Origin of the sequence: Lentibacillus amyloliquefaciens, assembly GCF_001307805.1 — a bacterium.
In the GTDB taxonomy this organism is placed as follows: Bacteria; Bacillota; Bacilli; order Bacillales; family Amphibacillaceae; genus Lentibacillus; species Lentibacillus amyloliquefaciens.
In genome coordinates this window covers 1,371,858-1,397,464 of the sequence record NZ_CP013862.1, presented here as the reverse complement: position 1 = coordinate 1,397,464, position 25,607 = coordinate 1,371,858, and the positions used below count along the sequence as shown (strand labels likewise).

At 41.9% G+C, this 25,607-nt stretch carries 23 protein-coding genes and 1 other annotated feature; of the genes, 15 read left to right on the top strand and 8 right to left on the bottom strand.

The window, feature by feature from the left end:
- The first annotated feature begins 93 nt into the window (after positions 1-93).
- The 6 genes from AOX59_RS07045 (at position 94) to ccpA (ending at position 7,634) form a co-directional block, all read left to right on the top strand.
- Complete coding sequence (locus AOX59_RS07045; RefSeq protein ID WP_068443812.1) at positions 94-2,295, top strand: DNA translocase FtsK; 2,202 nt, start codon at positions 94-96, stop codon at positions 2,293-2,295.
- 363 nt (positions 2,296-2,658) lie between these two features.
- Complete coding sequence (gene murC, locus AOX59_RS07040; protein ID WP_068443809.1) at positions 2,659-3,984, top strand: UDP-N-acetylmuramate--L-alanine ligase; 1,326 nt, start codon at positions 2,659-2,661, stop codon at positions 3,982-3,984.
- A gap of 342 nt (positions 3,985-4,326) precedes the next feature.
- Positions 4,327-4,743, top strand: coding sequence for a DUF948 domain-containing protein (locus AOX59_RS07035; protein ID WP_068443806.1), 417 nt, complete (start codon positions 4,327-4,329; stop codon positions 4,741-4,743).
- A 13-nt stretch (positions 4,744-4,756) separates the two neighbouring features.
- Positions 4,757-5,236, top strand: a complete 480-nt coding sequence (locus AOX59_RS07030; RefSeq protein ID WP_068443804.1) for a YtxH domain-containing protein — start codon at positions 4,757-4,759, stop codon at positions 5,234-5,236.
- A gap of 167 nt (positions 5,237-5,403) precedes the next feature.
- On the top strand, positions 5,404-6,486 hold the full coding sequence (locus tag AOX59_RS07025; protein ID WP_068443801.1) for a bifunctional 3-deoxy-7-phosphoheptulonate synthase/chorismate mutase: 1,083 nt from the start codon (positions 5,404-5,406) through the stop codon (positions 6,484-6,486).
- Between the two features lie 152 nt (positions 6,487-6,638).
- Positions 6,639-7,634, top strand: coding sequence for a catabolite control protein A (gene ccpA, locus AOX59_RS07020; RefSeq protein WP_068443798.1), 996 nt, complete (start codon positions 6,639-6,641; stop codon positions 7,632-7,634).
- Positions 7,635-7,836: 202 nt separating this feature from the next.
- Here the strand turns inward: ccpA and AOX59_RS07015 are convergent, their stop codons facing one another.
- The 4 genes from AOX59_RS07015 to AOX59_RS07000 form a co-directional block, all read right to left on the bottom strand.
- Positions 7,837-9,006, bottom strand: coding sequence for an acetoin utilization protein AcuC (locus AOX59_RS07015; RefSeq protein WP_068443796.1), 1,170 nt, complete (start codon positions 9,004-9,006; stop codon positions 7,837-7,839).
- On the bottom strand, positions 9,003-9,653 hold the full coding sequence (locus tag AOX59_RS07010) for an acetoin utilization AcuB family protein (RefSeq protein ID WP_068443794.1): 651 nt from the start codon (positions 9,651-9,653) through the stop codon (positions 9,003-9,005). The genes AOX59_RS07015 and AOX59_RS07010 overlap by 4 nt, the downstream gene beginning before the upstream one ends.
- Positions 9,653-10,306: a GNAT family N-acetyltransferase gene (locus AOX59_RS07005; protein ID WP_068443791.1), complete on the bottom strand. Its 654-nt coding sequence runs from the start codon at positions 10,304-10,306 to the stop codon at positions 9,653-9,655. The genes AOX59_RS07010 and AOX59_RS07005 overlap by 1 nt, the downstream gene beginning before the upstream one ends.
- Positions 10,307-10,455: 149 nt before the next feature.
- Positions 10,456-13,617 carry a transglycosylase domain-containing protein gene (locus tag AOX59_RS07000; protein WP_068443788.1) on the bottom strand — a complete coding sequence of 1,054 codons (3,162 nt, stop codon included), beginning with the start codon at positions 13,615-13,617 and terminating at the stop codon, positions 10,456-10,458.
- Between the two features lie 124 nt (positions 13,618-13,741).
- Positions 13,742-13,960, top strand: a binding site (T-box leader).
- Positions 13,961-14,008: 48 nt separating this feature from the next.
- Between AOX59_RS07000 and tyrS the strand changes: the two genes are divergently transcribed.
- Entirely contained in the window at positions 14,009-15,283 is a 1,275-nt protein-coding gene (tyrS, locus tag AOX59_RS06995) for a tyrosine--tRNA ligase (protein WP_068448187.1), read from the top strand.
- A 188-nt stretch (positions 15,284-15,471) separates the two neighbouring features.
- On the opposite strand, the gene rpsD is transcribed toward tyrS, so the two are convergent.
- Together rpsD and AOX59_RS06985 are read right to left on the bottom strand one after the other, a co-directional pair.
- Positions 15,472-16,077, bottom strand: coding sequence for a 30S ribosomal protein S4 (gene rpsD / locus AOX59_RS06990; protein WP_068443786.1), 606 nt, complete (start codon positions 16,075-16,077; stop codon positions 15,472-15,474).
- 284 nt (positions 16,078-16,361) lie between these two features.
- Positions 16,362-16,844: a GAF domain-containing protein gene (locus AOX59_RS06985; RefSeq protein ID WP_068443784.1), complete on the bottom strand. Its 483-nt coding sequence runs from the start codon at positions 16,842-16,844 to the stop codon at positions 16,362-16,364.
- A gap of 118 nt (positions 16,845-16,962) precedes the next feature.
- Here AOX59_RS06985 and refZ point away from each other — a divergent pair, with 118 nt between their 5' ends.
- A complete protein-coding gene (gene refZ / locus AOX59_RS06980; RefSeq protein ID WP_068443781.1) occupies positions 16,963-17,583 on the top strand; it encodes a forespore capture DNA-binding protein RefZ in 621 nt (206 codons plus the stop codon).
- A gap of 328 nt (positions 17,584-17,911) precedes the next feature.
- Positions 17,912-19,606, top strand: coding sequence for a septation ring formation regulator EzrA (gene ezrA / locus AOX59_RS06975; protein ID WP_068443778.1), 1,695 nt, complete (start codon positions 17,912-17,914; stop codon positions 19,604-19,606).
- Here the strand turns inward: ezrA and AOX59_RS20000 are convergent.
- Positions 19,603-19,770: a hypothetical protein gene (locus AOX59_RS20000; protein WP_169792864.1), complete on the bottom strand. Its 168-nt coding sequence runs from the start codon at positions 19,768-19,770 to the stop codon at positions 19,603-19,605. The two genes, ezrA and AOX59_RS20000, sit on opposite strands and share 4 nt — an antisense overlap.
- 296 nt (positions 19,771-20,066) lie before the next feature.
- Between AOX59_RS20000 and AOX59_RS06965 the strand changes: the two genes are divergently transcribed.
- The 3 genes from AOX59_RS06965 to AOX59_RS06955 all read left to right on the top strand — a co-directional run bounded on the left by AOX59_RS06965 (position 20,067) and on the right by AOX59_RS06955 (position 22,709).
- The gene (locus AOX59_RS06965; RefSeq protein ID WP_068443772.1) at positions 20,067-21,209 is read left to right on the top strand and encodes a cysteine desulfurase family protein; all 1,143 of its coding nucleotides are present in this window, start codon (positions 20,067-20,069) and stop codon (positions 21,207-21,209) included.
- 2 nt (positions 21,210-21,211) lie between these two features.
- Entirely contained in the window at positions 21,212-22,414 is a 1,203-nt protein-coding gene (thiI, locus tag AOX59_RS06960; RefSeq protein WP_068443767.1) for a tRNA uracil 4-sulfurtransferase ThiI, read from the top strand.
- 88 nt (positions 22,415-22,502) lie between these two features.
- Positions 22,503-22,709 carry an alpha/beta-type small acid-soluble spore protein gene (locus AOX59_RS06955; protein ID WP_068443765.1) on the top strand — a complete coding sequence of 69 codons (207 nt, stop codon included), beginning with the start codon at positions 22,503-22,505 and terminating at the stop codon, positions 22,707-22,709.
- A gap of 139 nt (positions 22,710-22,848) precedes the next feature.
- Here the strand turns inward: AOX59_RS06955 and AOX59_RS06950 are convergent, their stop codons facing one another.
- The gene (locus AOX59_RS06950; protein WP_068443761.1) at positions 22,849-23,652 is read right to left on the bottom strand and encodes an NAD kinase; all 804 of its coding nucleotides are present in this window, start codon (positions 23,650-23,652) and stop codon (positions 22,849-22,851) included.
- A 123-nt stretch (positions 23,653-23,775) separates the two neighbouring features.
- Here AOX59_RS06950 and AOX59_RS06945 point away from each other — a divergent pair, with 123 nt between their 5' ends.
- From AOX59_RS06945 to tpx, 3 genes are all read left to right on the top strand, one after another.
- Complete coding sequence (locus AOX59_RS06945) at positions 23,776-24,354, top strand: DUF2953 domain-containing protein (protein ID WP_068443758.1); 579 nt, start codon at positions 23,776-23,778, stop codon at positions 24,352-24,354.
- Between the two features lie 15 nt (positions 24,355-24,369).
- Entirely contained in the window at positions 24,370-24,924 is a 555-nt protein-coding gene (gene ytfJ, locus AOX59_RS06940) for a GerW family sporulation protein (protein WP_068443755.1), read from the top strand.
- Positions 24,925-25,081: 157 nt separating this feature from the next.
- Complete coding sequence (gene tpx / locus AOX59_RS06935; RefSeq protein WP_068443753.1) at positions 25,082-25,582, top strand: thiol peroxidase; 501 nt, start codon at positions 25,082-25,084, stop codon at positions 25,580-25,582.
- Positions 25,583-25,607 lie beyond the last annotated feature (25 nt).

The window sequence follows — 25,607 nt, the reverse complement described above, 5'->3', positions numbered from 1 at the left end:
GTAATCTAGTAGATCGCCTTTGTGTATTACAATTTCATCAGAAAACTGCTAAAATGATAATACCTTGAATTACAAAGAAATGAGTGAATACATATGTGGGGTCGATGGAAAGAGAAACTCAGCCGATTCTTTTTTGAGGAAAAGGAAGAAAGAGATGATCAGCCTGAAGAAAAGCTGAATCACGGCAACCAGGATATCCAAACACGTATGACCTATCAATACCCTGCTGAGAGGCCCTTTCGATTTCCTGTCATCCCGGATAAGCCGAGACAAAAGGAATCGACCGATATACCGGCATTTCAGAGAAAAACGAGAAATGAACGGATGCAGCCGGAAGGAAGAGAAAATTCGCGTGAAGAACCCCGGGAAACCCCGGGAGAGGCGCAGGATATACACAAGATTTATAAACCTGATAAGAGTGAACCCTTCAAAGCAAGCGATGTACCCTCACCGATATATGGTTTCCAGAAACAAAAAAAGGAACAGCCAATTGAGGATATACCTGCATACCAGCGAAAAGAGGATCATGACATCAATCTATTAAGTAAGGAAGAGACAGCAGCGACTGAAACGCAGGAGAATGAAACGGTTGACAGCAAGACTGAGAGGGAATCTGACGATAAAAAGACAAGAAACAGCTCTGAACGGGAAAACTCGGTACCAGGAAATGATGCACCTGCTGAAAAAACGATACCGAAAACGCCTGACAAACCCAAATCTGAGCGCCGAAATAGGAAAAGCGCGCATCCGCGTAAATCAAAAAAAGAGCAATCGGGTTCTGTAACACCGCCATTTAATGTTTTGATGTCAGCCAATGATAAACGAAATCACACGCAGCGAACAAAACGGGTCAGGGGGCACACCTCCGGCCAAAATAAACAAGAAGTGCAACAAGATCGTACAATGCCTTATCATTTATTAAACGACCAGGAGCAAAAGACAGACCAGGATAAATTATGGATGCAAGACCAGCAGCAAGTTTTGGAAAAGACGCTAAAACATTTCAATGTCCGGGCAAAAGTGGTTAACGTGACGCAAGGCCCGTCTGTTACAAGGTTTGAAGTACAACCTGAACCGGGTGTCAAAGTGAGTAAAATTAAAAATCTCAGCGATGATCTTAAATTAAGTTTAGCAGCCAAGGATATTCGTATTGAAGCGCCAATCCCCGGAAAGCATACAGTTGGCATTGAGATTCCGAATCAGCATCCACAAACGGTCAGTCTGCAGGAGATCTTTGAAAGAGATACATTTCAATCAAGCAAGTCACCGTTAACGATCGGGCTGGGGTTAAGTATTGAAGGGGACCCCATGGTAACGGATATCCAAAAAATGCCGCACGGTTTAATTGCCGGCGCTACCGGATCAGGCAAGAGTGTCTGCATCAATACGATTTTGATCAGTCTCTTGTATAAGGCAAGTCATGAAGAAGTCAAATTTATGCTGATCGATCCGAAAATGGTGGAATTAGCACCTTACAATGGTATTCCGCATCTTATCTCGCCGGTGATTACCGATGTGAAAGCGGCAACCGCATCTTTGAAATGGGCCGTCAATGAGATGGATAAACGCTATGATGCCTTTGTGAGAGAAGGTGTCCGCGATATCGAACGTTTCAACCAAAACATGAGAAAGCAGAATCGCCCTGAAGATAAAATGCCGTTTATCGTCATCGTCATTGACGAATTGGCTGATCTGATGATGGTCTCACCTCAGGATGTTGAGGATTCCATCAGCCGGATCGCTCAGAAAGCACGAGCCTGCGGGATTCATTTGCTTGTGGCTACACAACGCCCATCGGTTGATGTCATAACAGGTCTGATTAAAGCAAATATACCGACTCGGATTGCTTTCAGTGTGTCTTCACAAGTTGATTCAAAAACGATTATTGATACCGGCGGAGCAGAAAAACTGCTCGGAAAAGGTGATATGCTGTTTACTGAAAATGGTGCGGGCAAAAGCATAAGGCTGCAGGGGGCGTTTGTGTCGGATGAAGAGATCGAACGTGTCACTGATTATGCGCGCACTTTGGCAGAGCCGGCATATGTGTTTGAAGAGGAGCAATTGCTTCAGGATGTTTCAAAGGATGAGCAGACAGACGAGCTGCTGGAAGATGCCATTGATTTTGTCATCCATCATAATAGTGCAAGCACATCGTTGATTCAGCGTCATTTTAAAATTGGCTATAACCGGGCCGCTAGATTGATGGATGTTATGGAAAATAGGGGAATCATTGCACAGCAAAATGGCAGTAAACCACGTGATGTGTTAGTATCAGCTGCCCAATTGGAAAACTAATACTTGCTTGATTCATCCTGTTTTTATATTATAGGATAGAACGAATTTTTCAGCGGTCTATTTTTATCTCGCATGGATCATGTGACATTCGTGGGATGAACATCAAAAGCAGTGGATGTATATAATGTCATAAAAGCGGCCGCCTTTTCAGGCGATAAAAGCCGCTGCCCTTTATCGCCTTATTGATGAAAACATCCCTGGGGAAGTTGGCTATTACTTGCAAAGTAAATAAATTAAGACCGTTTAAGCTCTGCCTTTCTAAATATTTTATTCTCCGTATTTATTTGCTATAATGACAAAATAGCAATGTTGGAAGTAATAAATCATTTAGTTAGACAGATATAAATTTGGAGGTTCATTTTTATGACAGCTTACCATTTTATTGGTATTAAGGGAACCGGAATGAGTTCACTCGCTCATATCCTGCACGACTCAGGTGAGAGGGTGCAGGGATCTGATATTGAAAAGCAATTTTTTACACAAAAAGCTTTAGAGGATAAAGGCATTCCTATTTTCCCTTTCTCAGAAGAAAACATCGAAGAAGGCTATACCATCATTGCGGGTAACGCTTTTTCAGATAACCATCCGGAAATTAAAAAAGCAAAGAAACGAGGATTAACGTTTTACAGATATCATGACTTTTTAGGTGAATGGCTGAAACAATATACCAGCATTGCTGTAACAGGTGCGCATGGCAAAACGTCTACCACTGGTTTGCTGGCGCATGTCCTTGATCAATCATACCCCATATCTTATCTGATCGGAGATGGGACAGGTAAAGGGCACGTGGACAGCAAATACTTCGCGTTTGAGGCGTGTGAGTACCGGCGCCATTTTTTAAGCTATGAACCGGATTACGCCATCATGACCAATATTGATTTTGATCATCCGGACTACTTCACAAGTATTGATGATGTTTTCAACGCTTTTCAGTCTATGGCCGACCGGGTGAGGAAGGGGATCATCGCTTGCGGTGATGATGAACAATTGCAGCAGATCCAGGCGAAAGTGCCGGTCGTTTATTATGGTTTTTCGAGCACGAACGATTTTCAGGCACAGAACGTAACGGAAACTGAGCACGGTACCGAATTTGATGTGTTTGTCCGAAATACCTATTATGATACATTCAGGATTCCGATGTTTGGCAATCATCACGTGTTAAATGCTCTGTCCGTTATTGCCATCTGCCATTATGAAGATATAAAAGCGCAAAAAGTAAAAGCGCTCGCTTCGTTTGAAGGGGTTAAGCGCCGCTTTACGGAGAAATCGTTCGGAACTCAAATATTGGTTGATGATTATGCTCACCATCCCCGGGAGATAACGGCGACGATTGAAACAGCGCGGAAAAAATATCAAGATAAACCGATTATAGCGATATTTCAGCCTCATACGTTCACACGTACAAAAACATTTTTGCAGGAATTTGCCGATAGCTTAAACCTTGCTGATAAGGTTTATTTGTGTGATATTTTCGGTTCAGCCAGAGAGGAAAGCGGCAAATTGACGATTGAGGATTTGCAGAAACTTGTTGATGACAGTGCAATTCTCGATTTATCAAATACAGACGTGTTAATGGAGCACCGTGACAGTGTGCTGTTATTCATGGGTGCAGGAGATATTCAGAAATTCCAAGAAGCATATGAAAATCAGCAGGACTACGTCAATTATCAGCCTATAAAAAAAGCTTAGGTAAAAAGGAGCCAATTTTAACGGGCTCTTTTTTATATGATTTTAGGTGAACGTTTTCTTTTGAATCCCGGCCTCTGACTTGGGGGAAAACGAGGGGTAAGCTGAACTTTTCTTATATTTGATTATTGATTTTTTCACATATCTGTCGAAATTATCGTTAAAATCCGTTATAGTATAAATATGGCAGATGTATGGGCGAATTCGGACTGCACTTGCGGAACGTTTGCACAGTTGTGATTGGGGAATATTATGTAAAGAATACGTCATCTGCATTCATTTGCAATCTTCCGAACACGCATCGCTTAATTGAACTATTCCCGAATCGAAGGAGTTGGTCAGGCAATGGAGATTTTATTGTACATAGCTGCCCTTATTGTTGCGGCTGCAATTACGGTGCTCGTTGTTTATGTGATTAAAACGCTTAAAGCAACACAGCGGACGATGAGTAATGTATCCGGCACCCTGGAGAATCTTGAGTCGCAAATGCAGGGGATTACATCTGAAACCACTGAGCTGCTCGAGAAAACGAACAGCCTGGCAGATGATGTCAATCAAAAGTCAGACAAGCTGAATATTCTGTTTGATGGCATTAAAGGTGTCGGCAACACAGTAAATGAGTTTAATGAATCATTGAAGAAGCTGTCTTCAAGCATTTCAAGCTCAGCATCCAAAAATCAGGAGAAAGTCTCCGAAGTCCTCAAATGGGGCAATTCGATTGTTGATTTTTGGAAAAAGAATAATAACAAAAAACCTAAATAAGGAGGAATTAGAGATGGGGAACGATAACAGTAATAACAACCAGGAATCAGCTAACATTAATACAAAAGATTTTATGATTGGCACACTAATGGGGGCTATTGCAGGTGCTGTCACTGCTCTGCTCTTGGCACCTAAATCCGGAAGAGAATTCAGAGGTGACATTAATGAAGGCGCCGTTCAATTGAAGGGGCGTGCAGGTGAATGGCGAGACACTGCCCTTGATAAGGGGAGCGAATGGAAAGATACAGCTTACACCAAGGGTTCTGAATTGAAAGAAAGAGCTTACTTGAAAGGCTCAGACTTAAAGACAAAAGCCGTTGATTCATCTTCCAGACTTTCTCAAAAGACACAGGAAAAAACGCAGGAACTGAGCAAGAATCTGCAGGATAAATGGAACGACAGAAACAGCAACAATAATGACTCTGTCGATGAAGCAGTAGAAGAAGCAGCTGAAGAAGCTGCAGCAGAAGTCGAAAAGTCTGAAACAAAATAAACACAGTAAAAGTCAGTGATCAATCACTGGCTTTTTGACTTTATTCGTGGGAAATGAGCCCCTTCTTTAAAATTTGCAAATTTGAGGGTGACAAACGTTAAACTTTTCTGTATAATAATGCCTAATATATTCTCAAAATTAATTGAATGCTAACAGGAGGGATCATATTGAGTAATGAATTAGAACAATTGCGCGAAAATTTGGACGGTGTCAATAATGAGCTTTTAAAATTGATAAACCAGCGCGCTGAAACGGTCCAAAAAATCGGGGAAGTTAAAGAGAAGCAAAGCATTAACCGCTATGACCCTGTAAGAGAGCGAAAAATGCTTAATGAGCTGACCGAAAAAAATGATGGTCCATTTGAGAATTCGACCATTGAACATATTTTTAAAGAAATTTTCAAAGCAAGTCTGGAGTTGCAGGAAGATGATCACCGTAAAGCGCTTCTTGTTTCAAGAAAGAAGAAGCCGGACGATACAATCATTAACATTAAAGGTGAAGAAATTGGAAATGGCGGCGTGCAGCATGTCATGGGCCCATGCTCAGTCGAAAGCTATGAACAGGTAGAGCAAGTGGCAGAGTCAGTGAAACGAAATGGCATTAAATTGTTGCGCGGCGGTGCATTTAAGCCAAGGTCGTCACCATATGATTTCCAGGGACTTGGTATAGAAGGGCTGGAGATTTTGAAACAAGCTGCTGATCAACACGATCTGGCTGTTGTGAGTGAAATCGTCAATCCGCAACATGTAGAAAAAGCGCTTGACTATGTCGATGTTATTCAAATCGGCGCCCGCAACATGCAAAACTTTGAACTTCTAAAGGCCGTCGGTGAAACGAATAAACCGGTTCTCTTGAAACGAGGCATGTCAGCCACGATTTCAGAATTTGTCAATGCAGCAGAATATATTATGTCACGCGGCAATGGTGATATCATATTGTGTGAACGAGGCATCCGTACGTATGAAAAAGCAACGCGCAATACATTGGATATTTCTTCAGTGCCAATTTTGAAACAGGAAACGCATTTGCCTGTAATGGTTGATGTTACGCATTCCACCGGACGCAGAGATCTGCTTCTTCCTGCAGCTAAAGCGGCAGTTGCTATTGGAGCTGACGGTATCATGGCTGAAGTACATCCTGATCCGGCAGTCGCCTTGTCAGATGCAGCTCAGCAAATGGATATACCGACATTTGATAACTTCATGAAGGAACTTGACGAATTTGCACCACGCCCGGCAGTGCAAAAATAATTATCACTGTATGAAGTTGTGTATATGAAAAAATGTTTTTTAAAGGTTGACCATTTAACAGGTCAGCCTTTAAATTTTTGTGTTTTTTCCCGTGTTAGCGTATGATAATGAGAAAGAAAACGTTTTGGTAACGACTGAGGAGGTAGTTAAACATGACTGTAACAATATATGATGTAGCGCGGGAAGCAAATGTTTCAATGGCAACGGTTTCCCGCGTCGTCAATGGAAACCCGAATGTAAAACCTGTAACACGAAAAAAAGTTTCAAGAACGATTGAAGAGCTAGGATACCGTCCGAACGCTGTCGCAAGAGGGTTGGCAAGCAAAAAGACAACGACAGTCGGAGCAATTATCCCGGATATTTCCAGTATCTTTTTCGCTGAACTGGCAAGAGGGATTGAAGATATCGCGACCATGTATAAATATAATATGATTTTAAGTAACTCGGACCAGAATAAAGATAAAGAACTGCAATTGATTAATGCTATGCTTGAGAAGCAGGTTGACGGTATATTGTTTATGGGCGGCGATATCACTGAGGATCATGCCAATCAGTTTGAATCAGCATCAGTCCCTGTAGTAGTAGCCGCAACCCAGGACGAAACAAACACGATACCATCGGTAAACATTGATTATGAAGCTGCAGCATTTGAAGCAACATCTTATTTGCTTGGAAAAGAATATGAAAAAATTGCATTTATATCCGGAGTGGATGATACTCTTATCAATCAACAAAAATATAATGGCTATTTACGCGCTTTAAAAGAAAAAAATGTGAGCCTGAATGATGACTATATCCTCACAGGTGATTATTCGTACGATTCAGGACTGGATGCCAGTGATCAGCTTCTGCAAATGGAAGACAAGCCTGATGCAGTATTTGTATCTTCCGATGAGATGGCACTTGGCGTTATTCATGGTGCGCAGGACAAAGGCTATCAGGTGCCACAGGATCTCGAAGTGTTTGGCTTTGACAATACAAGACTTGCAACAATGGTGCGTCCGACACTGTCAACCATCGTTCAGCCGATGTATGATATCGGAGCAGTCGCAATGCGTTTATTGACCAAATATATGAATAAAGAAGAAGTGGAAGAGAAAAAAGTGGTATTGCCTCATCGAATTGTTGAAAGGGATTCAACAAAATAAAATTTATGCCGATCCAATGACGGTACGCAAGGTTTCAATTCTTTTTTGGATATAGCCTCAATCTTTGTCGTCTTAGGCGGGTTGACTGCATCATTGCTGATCAATTTTAAACTCGGAACAAATTAAGCTGATAGTTGAGATTGTTATACTCGAAAATGAAGCTGAAGAATAAAGGGAGATGCCTGGTGCATCTCCCTTTAAATTATCGCGTGCCATTGAGTTTATTTTTGGCATACTTGAGAGAGCTTTGCAGTACTCTCTCATTTTTTTCTGTTATATCAGCTTTCCGAGGTATATTCGGCACAATCTTTTTATCATCTTGCCAAACTTTCGGCAGTGTGACAGGTGATTCGGATTGCCACTCACTCCCCCAGTCAGGTGGAAGCGGGCCCCTTTGAATGTCACCTGTCTTCATCACACTCCATATTTGTGCCCATGCGCGTGGAACGACACGCCACATATCATAACCGCCACCGCCAAGAGCTATCCAGCGACCATTGCAATATTGGTGCGCCAATTCATGCGCAAGCAGGGGAATCCGCTCAAAGCTTTCCATTGTTGTGCATAAGTGAGTCAGCGGATCATTCACATGAGCATCAGCGCCATTTTGTGTCAAAATAACATCAGGCTGAAAAAAGTCAGTGATTTCCCTGAAGGCCGTTTCATAAACTTGGATAAATGATTCATCTTCAGTAAATGCATCAATCGGCAAATTAAATGAATAGCCGTGTCCTTCCTTAATGCCCCGTTCATTGATATGCCCTGTACCCGGGAAAAGATACCGGCCTGTTTCATGGATGGACAAGGTGCATACGTTGGGATCATCATAAAAAGCCCATTGAACGCCATCACCATGGTGAGCATCTGTATCAACATACAGTACTTTTAAGTCATAGTGTTTTCGTATGTATTTGATAGCGATTGCTCCGTCATTGTAAATGCAAAAACCGCTCGCTTTTCGTTTGAAGCCATGGTGTAGACCGCCGCCAAGATTCACGGCATGTTCAGCTTCTCCTTTTAATACAGCATCTACTGCTGACAGTGTCCCGCCTACAAGCGCGGATGATGCTTTGTGCATATTTGAAAATATTGGTGTATCCTCTGTTCCGATGCCATATTCCGCGGATTCGTCAGCGGTTAAATTGCTTATCCCCGCTTGCTTTACCGTATTGATATATGCTTTATCATGAAAAAGGGCAAGTTCCTCATCAGTAGCAGTTCGATGGGCTCTTATATCATCCTCGGACAGCAAATTTTGTTTTTCCAGCAAGTCCTTCGATAGCATGACACGTTTCTGATTAAATGGATGATCCGAATGGAAATGATAGTTCAGGAACTCATTTGAATAAATAAAAGCGGCATGACATGTCATGGTCTTGGCTCCGCAATATTATTTGGCCACATCAGCTCGTAGCCGGCATCACGTAAATCCTGTATTAAAGGGAGAGGATTCATTGTTTGGACGCGGAAAACAAGAATTCTGTAGTTCGGATCATCATTATAAGGATACATCAGAATAGACGTAATGTTTGTGTTTCTTTCCCCGAAAATGGATGCCACTTTCGGCAGACTCCCTGGCCTGTGAGGGACTTTAATTTCAATCTGCGAGCTTTGAACATTTGTGCCGGTAAGCTGAATCAGTGTATAGAGCATATCTTTTTCTGTAATGACGCCAATTAATTTGTTTTCACTGATGACCGGCAAGCAGGCAAATTCTTCATCGTAGAAAACACGTGCTATTTCTTCAACAAAATCCATTGGGTGGACTGTTACAACCGGGTGGCTCATAATTGATTGAATCTCATTGTTTAACGCCCTATGATCTGTGAATTGATCAAATACAGATGGTGATGCATCACGGACGTCCCGGTCTGATACAATTCCGATGACCTGACTTTTGTTATCGACTATCGGTATGTGACGGATACGGTTATCCCGAAGCAACTGCAGGCCTTCAGCTACAGAGGCTGTTGGCGGGAGTGTCAGTACATCTGTTTTCATAATTTCCTCTACAAGCATTATATTCCCTCCCTCATATTGCGGTGTTGATGCCGCTGCAAAAAGCGTAGTTTATCGAAACGTTCAATCGATTCTTCAGGTACATTTTTGCCGATTCGGACCATCAGACAATTAGCCGGATGTGAGATAATTTCAGGGTCGTCAGTTGGTGCAGGTAAAAGGCCGCCTGCAGCCATCATTTTTTCCATTACTTTCCGGTAATCCCATACACTTAAGCGGGTTTCATCCAGGTCCCAATGCCAATAATATTCAGTGGAAATGACAATATAGTTTTCCATATAGTCATCCATCATAGATAGTTCCAGAAGTCCTGAGGCAATTTTAGCGCCGCGATAGGCGGGAATAACTTCAACTGCTCCGAGTTCTATCAGATCTTCCATGTTGAATTTTGACCACCGCTCGAGCGGATCCGGATGTAAATAAGTCACATATCCGACTATGGTGTCTTCTGTTCGTGCCACAATGATCCTGCCCTCTGTGAAATCCGCAATACTGAGAATTGCTTCAAATTGTTTGGGTGCAGGACGGAATGCTGTTAAATGTTCATGGAAATAGTATTTTTTCAGCTCTGAAGAGGGAAGCGGGCCTTCGATTATAATTGAATCATTTGGTGTATCACGTGTTTCTGAATAATATGTTTTTGTGTGGTCCATCATTTCACCATCCTTGTTGATGATAAATAATAGCGGTTTCATTAGTCATTATACAGGACTTTGGGATAGATTTTTAGTAGGTAATGGAAAATAGAATAGAAATTTATAAAAAAAGGGGGACAAGTATCCCCCTTTAAATTAATCTTCATCTAATTATTGCTGTCGGAGCTATTGTCACCGGCTTCACTATTGTTGGAACCGTCATTATCGCCTTCGGAATCACCGTCGCCGGATCCGCCGCCACCGCCACCGGATTCGCTGCTGCCGTTTCCGTTGTCGTCTTCAGTGGATCCATCGCTGTTGGAATCACTATCGGTATCATCACTACCGGATCCGCCATTTTCATTATCTTCTTCATTGTTGTTATTATTGTTGTTTTCCTCAGAATTGCCATTATCATTATTTGACTCCGAGTTATCCTCAGATCCGGAATCTCCGCCGGAATCATCGTTATCTTCCTCGGAATTATCCTCAGATCCGGATGCATTTCCGACTTCGACTACATTAGATGCTGACGATTCCAGACCAAAATAATCAACTGTTTTGACATGATAAACGGCATTATTGTTGGGTGCTGTAAAACTTGTCCCTGTTGTGCTGCCGACACGGCTGAACGAACCATCCGTACTGCCGGCACTGTAAATGCGATAACCTACAGTGTCATTGCTGCCTGAACTGCTCCAAGAGAGCGTATTGCCGGATGAAGAGACATCCCCCGGTGCGGCAGGGTTTTCACCGTCGTCTTCTATCGAACTGCTGCTGATGTCTGATTGCGGCAGCCCAATATTTTCCCAAGCACCGCGGTTGGTGCGCGGGAAGAGCATGGAGAGATCGCTGAGTTGGTCATATCCCTTTCGTTCAAGGAATTCCGGATTAAAGGTCAATCCATCACCTTCAACGAACTCTTGCGGTGTCTTACTGCCCGCTTGTACGGATTTGCCATCGACCGTGACATAAGAACCGCCGCTGATAAGGCTGTCATCTACTTCAGTTGGAACATATTTGGCATTAAACAGATCAGTCTGAACTAATCCTGCTTCTTTACAAAGGTCTGATGGCAGCATTCCGGAAATGGCACAGTAGCTTCGTGATACGATGCCGTCAGGGCGTTCGAAGTTTTTATCAGGCGCGACCAGATCCGGATTAATGTCTGACGCGGCGTTGATTAGTTCTGCCCATAGTTTCTGAGTACGCTGACTGTAACTTAAAGAGCACGATGGACATCGAATACTTTTCCCTTCCTCATAGCCAAGCCAAACACCCATTGAAACATTTGGATTCACACCAACAAACCAGGCATCCTTATATTTTTGCGAGGTACCTGTTTTGCCTGCCCAGTCGACACCACTGTGTTTAATCTGTGAGTTCACATAGGCACCTGTTCCCTGATCAATCACATCGCGCATGATATCCAGTGTCAGGTAAGATGTTTCCGGTGAAAAAACATTGACAGGATCGGGTTTGTGTTCATATATGACATTGCCATCCTGGTCGGTGATTTTTTCAATCATATAACCGTCAGCAAATTTTCCGTTGTTGCCGAGTGTCGAGAATGCATTTACGTTTTCTTCGACCGTAACACCAGTACTCGTGGCGCCTAATGCCAGGGAGAGATTGGCATATTCTTTGTCCCCGATAGATGTAATACCCATGGGTTCAAGAAATTCACTCACGGCATCTTGCTGATAAAACCGGCTATATACATCTACTGCCGGGATATTGTACGAGTTGTAAAGAGCCTTTCTGGCCGGAACAATCCCATGATACCCGCTGCCATAGTTTCCGGGAGTGTAACCACCGGCGAAGGTTTTAGGGATATCTGCTATCGGCGTTCCAGGCTGTATAACACCTTTTTCAAAGGCAGGTGCATAGGACAGAATAGGTTTCATTGTACTGCCGTTCGAACGCTCGGCCTGGGTGGCATAATTAAACTGGTTATCTTGATTGTAATTCCGCCCGCCGACAAAACTGATGATACGTCCGCTCGAGTTTTCAATCAGAATTCCGCCTGTTTGGACAGGCTGTGTGACCTCGACTTGTTCACCTGTTTCGGGGTCTTCTGCATATCCCGTCCGGTCAGGTCCATAATATTCATAGTTTTGCGCGGTTTCCTTAAATGCATCATGTGTTTCTTTGTCAATGGTTGTATGAATTTGATAACCGTTTTGGCGTAAAGCACGGTCAGCCAACATGCTGTACTCTTCTTTCAGCCCGTCATCATTGTTTAAATCTTCCATGGAATAGCCGTCTTCTTCAGCCAAGTGTTTCATAATGATGTCACTTGCCCGATCTTCAGTTTCAAACGTTAAGTACGGGTATTTATCCATCGGTGATTGTGACTCTTCAGCAAAATCAGCTGTGATGTCATATGCCATTGCTTTGTCGTATTCTTCTTTGGAAATATAATCAGATTCATACATCCTGTTTAGAACAGAATGCATCCGGTTAATGCCCGGCTTAAGGCCTTCCTGACTTTTCAGTCCACCGCTGTTTTTAAAAGGCGTATAAGCTGAAGGGCTCTGCGGCAAACCTGCCAAGTATGCTGCCTGAGCAAGGTTAGCTTCTGAAGCATCGATTCCAAAGATGCCCTGGGCGGCTGTCTGGATACCCGCAATATTTCCCCCGGATGCATCACGGCCGTAAGGGACAATATTTAAGTAGGCTTCCAGAATTTCATCTTTTTCAAAAAATCGCTCAAGACGAAGGGCAATCAATATTTCTTTCGCTTTTCGTTCAAATGACACTTCATTTGTCAAGATTTGGTTTTTAACAAGCTGTTGCGTCAGAGTGCTTCCCCCGGATTGTGTAGAGGAATTTGTTACTTGCTGAACCATCGCACGGACGATGGCTTTTGGCACAATTCCTTCATGTTTGTTAAAATATTCATCTTCTGTTGCAATAACGGCATCTTTTAAGACATCTGAAACATTATCCAGTGAAACTTCTTCACGGTATATATCAGAACGGATATCACCAATATATTTCTCGCCTGCAAAATAAAGTGATGATGTTTCTTCATAATTGTAAATGTCGGTTTCCATACTTTCATAGTTTCGCACCGGCTCATCTTTCACAAGCGATGCAAAATAACCGGCACCGACACCACCGGCAAAAATACCTCCAATCACAGCAATAACCACGAAAAACAAAAGAACACTCCAAATGACGTCATAACTGATGCGTGATGACTTTTGAATTTTTCCTGTTGACCAGATTGATTTTGCTTTTTCGGTATAATGATGTGATTTGAGGTTAGTCCAAAGTGACTTCACTTTATGTGTATACTTTTGGAATAATTGCTTAAAATCCACTTTAAAAAACCTCCCCTGAATCAAATCTATTATAGCACAGCAGTAAAATCTGTTGAATTAAATTCTTTTGTTTGTATATTGCAATTTTGTTACATTTATGGTAACAATAGATAATAATCTCATACGTTGAGCGTAGAAGGACCCGAAGTAGTTTTGCAAATCCCTTTTCAAGAGAGCTGACGGCAGGTGAAAGTCAGTAACTATTTGCAGGCGAATTACAGTCCGGAGCATCTTTTAAGGCGCATATTTCCCTTAAAAGACGGTGGCATTACCGTTAACAATCCCAAGTGGCATTTTTATTATGCAACAAGGGTGGTACCGCGAGTGGAAACTCGTCCCTTATTTTTTTAAGGGCGGGTTTTTTATTATTTTGAAATGGAGTGGATGTGACATGACTATTTTACAGGATTTGGAAAGAAGAGGTTTGATTCAACAAACAACTGACAGGGAAACTCTGCAGAAACACTTGAATGAAAATCAGGTGACATTATATTGCGGTTTTGATCCAACCGGAGACAGCTTGCATATCGGCCATCTCTTGCCGATCATCATGCTCAAGCGGTTTCAAAAGGCAGGTCATAAACCAATTGCGTTAATCGGCGGGGGTACCGGCATGATAGGTGACCCGAGCGGGCGGTCAGCTGAACGCTCACTGAACGATGCTTCTGTCGTTCACGGATACAGCGAACGTATTAAAGAACAATTGGCAAGGCTGCTTAATTTTGATAAAGGTACCAATGCGGCAGTTGCCCGGAATAACCATGACTGGCTTGGGCAAATGACGGTTATTGATTTTTTGCGTGATGCGGGCAAACATTTCGGCATCAACTATATGCTCGGGAAAGAATCGGTGTCAGCACGGATTGAACAAGGGATTTCGTATACCGAATTCAGTTACATGATATTGCAGTCGCTCGATTATATGAAATTATACGAGCAGGAAAACTGTACACTGCAAATTGGCGGCAGTGATCAATGGGGGAATATTACCGCCGGTATGGAGCTGATTCGCCGGTCCCGCGAGAATGAGGACGAAGAAATAAATGTGTTTGGACTCACGATGCCATTGATTACAAAAGCTGACGGCAGTAAATTCGGTAAAACAGCGGGGGGTGCGATTTGGCTTGATCCGGAGAAAACGACACCTTACGAATTTTACCAGTTCTGGATTAATGCCGATGACCGTGATGTCATGAAGTTCCTGCGCTATTTTACATTCCTTGAGGAAGAGGAATTGACTAAGCTGCAGTCAGAGCTTGAAAATCATCCTGAAAAACGTTTGCCGCAAAAACGGCTGGCTGAAGAAATGACGGTTATGGTTCATAGTCAGAAAGCTCTTGAGCAGGCGCAAAAAATAACAGAGTCTCTGTTCAATGGCAGTTTGAAAGACCTGACAGCCAGTGACATCGAGCAAGGTTTTAAAGACGTGCCAACTTGTGAAGTGAAGAAAGAAAATGTTGGGCTGATTGACTTACTAGTTAATGCATCAATCTCCTCTTCAAAACGTCAGGCAAGAGAAGATATTCAAAATGGCGCCATTTATATCAATGGTGAGCGTCAGCAGGATCTGCAATATATTGTAGATGAAACTGACCGTCTTGATGGAAAATTTACGGTTATCAGACGCGGTAAGAAAAAATACTTCCTCGTACGATTTACTGATTAAAAAGGTGTTCTGAAATACCTACAATCGGGGGACATGATTATTTGAAATAGTCATGTCCCTTTTTCCATTCTATTCGCTTATAGCAGCAGGGAGGGGCACCTGTAACTAAAAATATAAATACAAAAACCCCCAAAACTTTAGATATCAAAGTTTTGGGGGTTTTATTCATTGTATTAACCAAAGCAATTCTAGTTGCGTGAGTAGTACTCAACGATAAGTGCTTCGTTAATTTCAGCTGGCAATTCGGAACGTTCAGGGTAACGTGAATACGTTCCTTCTTTTTTATCTTCATCAAAGGTCAAGTATTCCGGTACGAAGTTGTTTACTTCAATGGCTTCCTCGATGATGTCAAGGTTTTGTGATCTTTCACGCAAACCGATGACTTGACCAGGCTTGACAGTGTATGACGGAATATCAATACGTCCGCCATCGACCGTTACGTGGCCATGACCAACCAATTGACGTGCCTGTCGGCGAGTACGTGCCAGACCAAGACGGTAAACAAGGTTGTCCAAGCGTGATTCAAGTAAGATCATAAAGTTCTCACCATGAACACCATTCTTTTTACCTGCTTGTGTGAAAAGATTAAGGAATTGACGTTCGTTCAATCCGTACATGAAACGGAGTTTTTGTTTTTCCTGCAGCTGAAGACCATATTCAGACATTTTCCTCCGCTGGTTAGGTCCGTGCTGTCCAGGAGGGTAAGGGCGTCTGTCCAGTTCCTTACCAGTTCCGGTTAACGAAATGCCGAGGCGGCGTGATTTTTTCCAGTCTGATCCGGTAAATCGTGCCATTGGACATTTCCTCCTTTATAAGTTTATTTGCATAAAATAAACGACCGTGTTCCTAAACATTGTCCATTTTATTTTCATGTACCTTCGCCCCAGCAGCAGAGAGTTACGCGATACACCTCTTATTTCTATAGAGGAATAAAATGGCGGCAATGCCGGTTCACATAGGCTACCTTTTTATTTTACACAACGAATAGTATATTAGCTTTCGTAACAGAAGTCAACTATTTTTGTGAAACCATTCATCAAAAGATACACCTTGTCAGTCAATGCTGCTATGCTGGTAATCACTTGAGGAATTCCTCTAATTCCTTTGCGAATTTTTCAAGATGGATTTGGTCTGTTTCATCAAAGCGGTTTGTGCTCGGGCTGTCAATATCGAGTACGCCGTAAATTGTATTACCCGCATATAATGGGATAACGATTTCTGAACGGCTCGCACTATCACAGGCGATATGGCCCGGATAAGCTAATACATCAGCCACTCGCTGTGTCCGGCCTTCTTTAACGGCAGTACCGCAAACCCCCTTGCCATATCCGATTCGGATACATGCGGGCAGCCCCTGGAATGGTCCAAGGATTAATTCATCATCTTTCCAGATATAAAATCCAACCCAGTTGACGTCATTTAGGAACTGGTTTAGTAGAGCGGAAGCATTCGATAAATTGGCGATTTCATCATTTTCGTCTTCAAACAGAGCTGTCGCCTGTTTTAATAATTGTTTATAATCATTTGTTTTATCACCTGAGTAGGCAGTTGCCTGAAACATAAATATTCAATTCCTTCCATATTAAATTTCGACAAAATGCTGTGATAATTGTCGAGCGAAACTTGCAGGATATTTCCTTATTTCGTCGTAAAAGAAAAGTAGGGAGGCGAGCAATCTAATGAAAAAGAATCCGACAAAACAGAAAGTTATAGATGCCGCGTCGTCATTGTTTTTTCAGAATGGGTTCCATGGGACATCCGTAAGGGATATAGCTGGCAAAGCGGATGTTAACGTGTCTTTAATCAGCTATTATTTCAAAAGCAAGCAAGGCCTGCTTGAGTACGCCGTTATACAATATTATGAAGCATATCTTGAGGCAATCGAAATATCGCTTGAGGAAAACAAATCGCTGCTACCATTGGAACAGCTAAAAAAAATGGTTGAAGTCATTATACAGCACAAACAGCTGAACCATCAATTAACATGTTTTATTCAGCGGGAATTGTCGCTGGACTCTATATTCGTCCGTGAGATGGCAGTGACGTATCTGGCAAAGGAGAATTACATGATAAGCAGTACGTTTTATGCGATTTTCACCGGAGAGCGGCAAAAAAAGTTGAGTAATCAGTTTTTGCTGATGCAACTGAAGGGAATGCTCGTCACACCTTATTTAACACAGCATGAGTGGAAAAATAAAGTTATCGGAGAACATTCCCATCAGCAGTTTGTGAAAAATTATACACGAACGATAAATAATTGGCTGGATTATATTGCAAAAGAGCCGATTAAATCCATGTAAAAGAGGCCCTTAAAAGTCAGGCAACACTTTCCGGTTGGCTTGTGATCCTTCTTTTTGAACACGCACTAAAATGACAATTTACACCTTCTTTTTTGCATGTTCCGGAAAAATTATGTCATATCGTAAATTTATTTGAATTTTTTTAGCCAAAAGTGCCCATAACATGGTATTATATTCATATGGATTACTATTATTTGAGGCAAGTTTATACATATATTGATAAATCCTCTTATTTAAATGTGTGTTCAGAAAGGATTAACGTCTCAGGCAATCTACTGTTACAGGCCTTTTTGAGCAACCTCTTTTTTAATAAGTTAGGAGGCACTGAATGGCATACTTAATCGGAAGCATTTTAGTTATTATAGCATTAATTATTACGGGACTTATTTTACGAAAAAGGGTTTATGATGAAGTGGATCGTTTGGAATCCTGGAAGATGGATGTTACGCATCGCAATATAGCGTCAGAGATTTCCCGGATTAAACGGTTGAACTTGTCTGGTGAAACTCAGGAAAAATTTGAGTCCTGGAAGGAACAGTGGGAACAGATTGTTTCCAAAGATCTGCCGGACATAGAAGAATACTTATTTGATGCAGAAGAAGCGGCAGACCGGTTTCGCTTTCCAAGTGCGAAAAAAACATTGCATAACGTTAATCAAACGATGCATTCAATTGAAAAAAATATAGAAGACATGCTGGAAGAACTTAATCAGCTGATGGATTCCGAGGAAACCAGCCGTAAAGAAATTGAACAGATAGAACCTGACTTGGAAGCCCTACGGAGAACTCTTTCACAAAACCGTCACCAGTATGGTGTTGCGGATAAAGAATTTGATTCAAAGCTGGATGAACTGGAAGGAGATATGCAGCATTATCATGAGATGATCGAGTCGGGAGATTATACTGAAGCGCGAAAGCTGGTTGATGAACTGAAATTGAAACTGGATGACCTTAAAGCTGTTATGGAAGAATTCCCTTCAATTTATCAAAAGTGCAAGCAAGATTTGCCGCAAGAGCTGAATGAATTGCTCAGTGGCCTTCGGGAAATGAAAGATGGTGGATATAGGATTGAGCATCTCGGTTTTGAAAAAGAGGTTCAATACTATAAAGACAAACTTGACGCTTGCATGGATTCCTTAAAAGAAGGCGACATTTCACAAGGGAAAGCTGTTATTCCTGAAATTGAAGAGCGGATGGCTGAAATGTATCAGCTGCTTGAAAAAGAAGCCATTGCCAAGAATTACGTTGAAACGAAAATAGGACCGTATCAGGAAGCATTAAATAACATGATTCAAACTTTTGATGTAACGAAAGAAGAAGTTGAAACATTAAAGCAAAGTTATTATTTTGAAGATAGCGATATGGAGAAATATCTGTCTTTGGATAAATCCATTACTCAGTTGCGCAAACAACTTGAAGAAACAGCTGAAGCGGTTGAAGAAGAAAACACTTCTTCCCATTCCGAGCTGCGCCTTGAGATTGAAGACGGGTTTAAGGAACTTGATTCCCTTGAAGCGGAGCATGATGAATTTAAAGAACGCATTCGAAGTTTGCGGAAGGATGAAATGGAAGCAAAAGAAACATTAAAAGACATGAAAAACCAGCTATACCAAGTTAACAGACGGTTGAATAAAAGCAATATCCCGGGCATTCCAACTTTTATTTGGAATAAAATGGATGAGGCTGCAAGTAAAAATAACCATGTGTTCAATACACTGGAAAAACAGCCGCTTGACATGGCGGAGGTTCAACGTGCATTATCTGAAGCCAGAATAACAATTGACTATGTTATTGAGCAGACAGATCTGATACTTGAACAGGCTTATTTAACTGAGCAGGTCATTCAATATGCCAATCGCTACCGAAGTCAGGACCCTGCTCTGGCGGCCAAACTCGTTGAGGCTGAGCGGCTTTTCCGTTCATATGAATATGAATTGTCCCTTGAACATGCTGCAAAAGCTGTGGAGGAAGTTGAGCCTGGTGCTTTGAAACATATTGAACAATTTCAGAAGGCTGCGAATTAAAGTGCACCCAGGTTAAATCGGTTATGTTTTTCTTGGGTGTCATTGTCATAGTCGTTTGGGCGGCGGTCGTATTTATTCGTTTCAAATATGCAGCCTGCTGCTGTTGCAACACTGCATACGTCCTCACAAACAGGTGTGGTCGATAAGGATAAAAACAAAACCACATTTTCTCTTGAACAATATGAATGTGAGCGGGTTTTTCCATACAGAATAAAGTGGCGTACAATTCAAGAAAACTCGCCGACATTAATGAAAAAAATGATTCCGGCAAGGTTTCAATTGATGTGCTGCTGGACGAACTGGATTTGAATTAACAATATTTAAAATAAGAAACTGATGATGTAAAGGCTGTCTTAATGGGAAGGGTAAACGTAAAACCTTTCGCTCCAAAGTCAGCCTTACTTTCTGTTATATTATGAATGATCATCTTTTTGAACAACCTCTATAAGGGAGTATGAACATGATTTATCTGGATAACAGCGCGACGACCAAACCTGACCCTTCTGTGCTCGAAAGTTTTCAGCAGGCTTCTGAGCGCTTTTTTGCCAATCCATCAAGCATTCATCATCTCGGGGGAGAAGCTGAAAAACTGTTGGGTAAAGCGAGAAATCAGGCTGCAGAACTGCTTGGCGTCCATCAAGATGAGGTAGTATTTACCTCAGGTGGGACGGAAGGGAATAATATAGCTATTAAAGGAGTTGCCCTTGAACATCAAGGACGTGGCAAACACATTATCACCACAGAAATCGAACATTCCTCAGTCGATGAAGCATTTAAAGGCCTTGCACAATTGGGGTTTGATGTGACGTATCTTCCGGTTGATAAAAATGGTGTCGTGGCGTCTGAGGATGTAAAGAAAGCCATCAGAGACGATACCATCTTAATCAGTATTATGCATGTCAATAACGAACTTGGTTCAATTCAGCCTGTTAAAGAAATAGGAAAAATTGCTAAAAACTACCCTAAACTTTTTTTCCATGTTGACCATGTACAAGGAATTGGTAAGGTACCGTTAGAGCTTGATGGAAGCGGGATTGATTTCTGTACGATTTCAGGTCATAAAATCCATGGATTAAAAGGAACAGGTTTACTATATGTCAAAAGAGGGACGACTTTATTCCCGTTGTTCCATGGGGGCAATCAGGAGCATGCATTGCGGTCCGGGACCGAAAATCTGGCCGGTTCAGTGTCATTGGTAAAAGCACTCCGGCTGGTGAAAGAACGGGGAGCAAGCGGCAGGCAGCATATGAGGAAACTGCAACAGGAGCTTTGCGGGAAACTTTCCGGAATGAGCGGTGTAGAAGTGAACACGCCTGAAGTCGCAGCACCTCATATCATCAATATTTCGGTTCCCGGTTTAAAGCCTGAAGTGATTATTCATACACTCGGTGAACAGGGAATTTATATATCGACCAAGTCCGCCTGTTCATCAAAGCACACAGATGAGAGTAAAATTCTCGCGGCATGCGGCGTTGGCTCAGGTCGAGCGTCTTCAGCTCTTCGTATCAGTCTTTCATATGATACAACGACCGAAGAAATCAGGATTTTTTTGGAAAGCTTAGAAAAAGCCATTCATCAACTAAAAGCAGTACTGGAGAGATAGTTATGCAATATGATCATATATTAATCCGCTACGGGGAACTGGCGCTGAAAGGGAAAAATAAGAAAAGCTTTATTTTACAGCTGCAGAACAACATTCGCGAGCAGCTTAAGCCGTTCCCGAATGCAACCGTAAAACGCACTCAAGGGAGGATGTTTGTCCTGCTGAATGGCCACGACCCTGAGCCGGTTATGGAGAAATGCCGCAACATCTTCGGTATCCAAAGTCTCAGCTTGGCTATAAAACTTCAAAATGATGAATCTGAAATTAAGGACGGGGCATTATGGGCACTGGAAAACAGTACAGATGTTCAGACATTCAAAGTATCTGTGAAGCGTATCAATAAGGACTTCCCGATCCGTTCACAGGATATGAATCAAGCGCTGGGCAAACATCTTCTGTCAAATACAACCGGTTATACGGTTGATGTGCATCAGCCCGATTTGGAACTGAAGGTGGAAATTAGATTTGAAGCAACGTATATTACTTCAAGCGTTGTTTCCGGTCTTGGCGGTCTGCCTGTGGGAACGTCAGGCAAGACGCTCCTGATGCTTTCAGGCGGCATTGACAGTCCTGTTGCCGGATTTCTCACAATGAAACGCGGTGTGGAAATTGAAGCTATTCATTTTCACTCACCACCGTTTACGAGTGAACGTGCAAAACAAAAAGTATTGGATTTAGCTGAAAAATTAACGCACTATGGCAGCAAGGTAAAAGTCCATGTGGTACCATTCACGAAACTGCAGCAGCATATTTTCCGTGAAATGCCGGAAAATTACGCAATGACCATTATGCGGCGCATGATGCTTAGAATAAGTGAACAGGTTTGTAAACAGAAATCGATTTTATCGATGACAACAGGTGAAAGTCTGGGTCAAGTGGCAAGCCAGACAATGGAAAGCATGAACACGATTAATGAAGTGACGAATTATCCGGTTCTCCGTCCGCTTGTGTCCATGGACAAAGATGATATCATTAAATTTTCCAGACAAATTAATACGTATGATATTTCAATCCGTCCTTACGAGGATTGTTGTACGATTTTTGTGCCAAAATCACCAAAAACAAGACCGGCCAGGGAAAAAGTAAATGCATTTGAATCACAAGCCGAATTTTCGGAGCTGATTGATGAAGCAGTTAATGGTATTGAAGAAATCACATTGACCGGCAAACAAGACATTGAAAAAGAATTTGAGGATTTATTTTAAGCAATCTCATTAATGGATTGACAACAACTACCAGTTTTAAAATCACCTCTAAGTACACAATATAAGGTTACCAAGGAGGTGATTGACTATGCCAAAGAGCAACAGTTCAAATCAACTGGTAGTGCCTGGTGCAGAACAAGCTTTAAACCAAATGAAGACTGAAGTTGCACAGGAGTTTGGTGTACAACTTGGTGCAGATACCACTTCCCGGGCGAATGGTTCCGTTGGGGGAGAAATTACTAAGCGGCTCGTAAACACAGCCGAGCAACAATTTGGCGGCAATATGCCACAATAACAACAATAAGATCAAAATGGCCAGGGGCTATCCTTTTTTAGGGATAGCCCCGTTTAATTGTTTGGGATGTAATCCAAATTAAAGTGTGCAAACATGCTGTTCAGAGCAACTGAAAGGTTTTTCGGAGACCTGAAACTTATTATAAAAATGTCCGTTTGACCCGGTCCCAATAAGAGTTGTCTTTAAGTTTAACCGTTTTAATGACTTTATCACTTAAATGAACTGTCAGATCCTGAATCGTGCGGATTGAATAGGCTTCATTATCCAACCCGATAATCGGATAATCATTACCATCCTGCACAACATTCAACGTCAGCTGCCGGTCTTTGTTTAATACAAATGATGATCCTAATGTACGATAGCGATTATTATTGAGTGATGCAATTTCAGACACCTGGAAACAAGGGATCTTAGGATCGATAATCGCACCTTGGACCGATTTATTGTACCCCGTGCTGCCGGTTGGTGTTGCGACGACCAGTCCATCTCCGCGAAACGTTTCAAAATGTAAGTCATCAATATGCACATCAATAACAATAGATTTAATGATATTCGTGCGGATGCTGATTTCATTCAGGCAATGAAAGGTTGACCGACCGCCGTTGACTGTAACATCAATGACCGGGAAACGGCGTACTTCCATCGCCTCGTGCTGCATGGTGTGTAGCATCTCCTCGAAATTGTCCATATTGAAATCACAATACAGGCCTGATTCATTTGACCGGGTTATGCCGGTGTATAAACAGTCCTGACGAAAGCCGGTCTGTCGAACAGCTTGAAGAAATGCGCCATCTCCTCCAACACTGACAATCACGTTAGCGTCATCGGGATCTTTTACAATGTTGAACGCGTTTTGGCGGGCCAATTCAAATAGTGGCTGCAATTTTTCATCAAGTTTTTTATCAGGTTTATAGTAAAAAAATATGTTATTACGATCAGGCATTATAGACACCTCACAATATACATAGTACTTATTTTCCCAAGTTTATCATTTCTTTTCATTTAATCCTAATCATGTGTAAAAACTGGAATTTGCAGCAGAATATGCTAGTGAAGAGGTGATCCTATGGTTCTTGGGTTATTTTGTGTTTTTTTGATTATACTCATAGCTGCCGTTTTATTGTCCCGAATAAAGATTGATTGTTCGGTACTGTTTGATCAGAACCAGCAAACGCTCGATCTTGCTGTTTATTATTTTCGTATTCGGATTTTTAAACGAACTGTTGATTTATCGGAAGAAACGAATAATCAAGATCAATCTCTGGACGAGACCTTAACATTATTACACAAGATGAGCGAAAATTTTATTCAAAGACTAAAAAGTTATCATGACATGACCACAATCATTCTAGAGAGGCTTCGATTTGAACGTTTTTCATGGGTTACGGAAGTTGGTGCCGGAAAAGCACCTATTACCGGGGTTTTGACAGGTGGAATCTGGTCTGTAAAAGGCATGATAACAGGTCTTTTATCGTCTAAAAGCCATTTTGACCACAAGCCGCTTCTTGAGGTAATTCCGCTTTTTAATCAAAAACAAATCGATTCGAAAGTGGACTGTATGATAACAATCAGGACAGGGCAAGCTATCTATGCATTACTGAAATTCATACGGAAAGATCCTAAGAACCAGGAAGCAATCATCTAAAGAAGGAGGATTATCATGGATGAACATCCGATAGAGGGTCTGATGACGACGGCAATGGAGAATTTAAAAGATATGACGGAGGCTAATACAATTATTGGAGATGCAATTGAATCACCGATGGATGGCAGTGTCATTTTACCAGTATCAAAGCTGGGATTCGGATTTGCTGCAGGTGGCAGCGAATTCAACGGAAGCTCATCAGGTGAATCGTCCTCCGGTGCATCCAAGCCTTTTGGCGGAGGCAGCGGGGGTGGTGTTTCTGTGACACCGGTTGCTTTTTTAATTGTCAGTCCAAAAGGAATTAAAATGATTCACCTAGATGAAAATACGCATATATATGAAAAATTACTCGATTTTGCACCGAAAGCAGCCGAAAAAATTCAGCAATTATTAAAAGAATCAGGGCTTCCTGAAATGATGAAGCAACAGTCCAGTCAACAAAGCGATAGTAAAAGTAACGATAAAGAGAATCAGGAGTCAAAACAAGCCCGCAGCAGGCAGGACAAAAAACAACAGCGTAAGTCACAGCAGTCATTTAATGATGAATTTGATCAAAATTACGATGTTTAGTTCACAAAAAATTCATACGATTGATGCACCTTAACAGTGGACATATGTGACCGTTCCATTCATAATAAAGTTATAAAGGTTGTTCAAAAAGTCCGGTAAGAATGCTCCTTTTTGAACACGTACTTATGAATAAATTTATACGAAAGGGATGATTCACATGGCAAATGTTACATTTAATCAGGATCCGGTCACATTGTTGGGGAATGAAGTTTCAGTCGGTGATAAGGCTCCTGACTTTACGGTTTTAGCCAATGATCTTCAGGAAGTATCACTCAGTGATTATAAAGGCAAAGTGCGGTTGATCGCTGCTGTACCTTCAGTTGATACGGGTGTCTGCTCTGATGAAACAAAGCGTTTTAATGAAGAAGCAGACAAGCTTGGAAATGTCCAGGTGTTAACCATCAGCATGGATTTGCCGTTTGCTCAGGGACGCTGGTGTGCAGCAAATGGCGTGAAGAATTTGGATACATTATCAGATCACCGTCAGGCAGATTTTGGTGAAAAATATGGTGTCCTGATTAAAGAGCTCCGTCTTCTGGCACGCGCTGTATTTGTGGTTGACTCAAATGATAATGTCACTTATGTGGAATATGTCGATGAGGCAACCAATCATCCGGATTATGAGGGTGCCTTGGAAGCAGCGAAAAAAGCGGAATAAAGTGAAACTTCAATCAGTGGGGGTT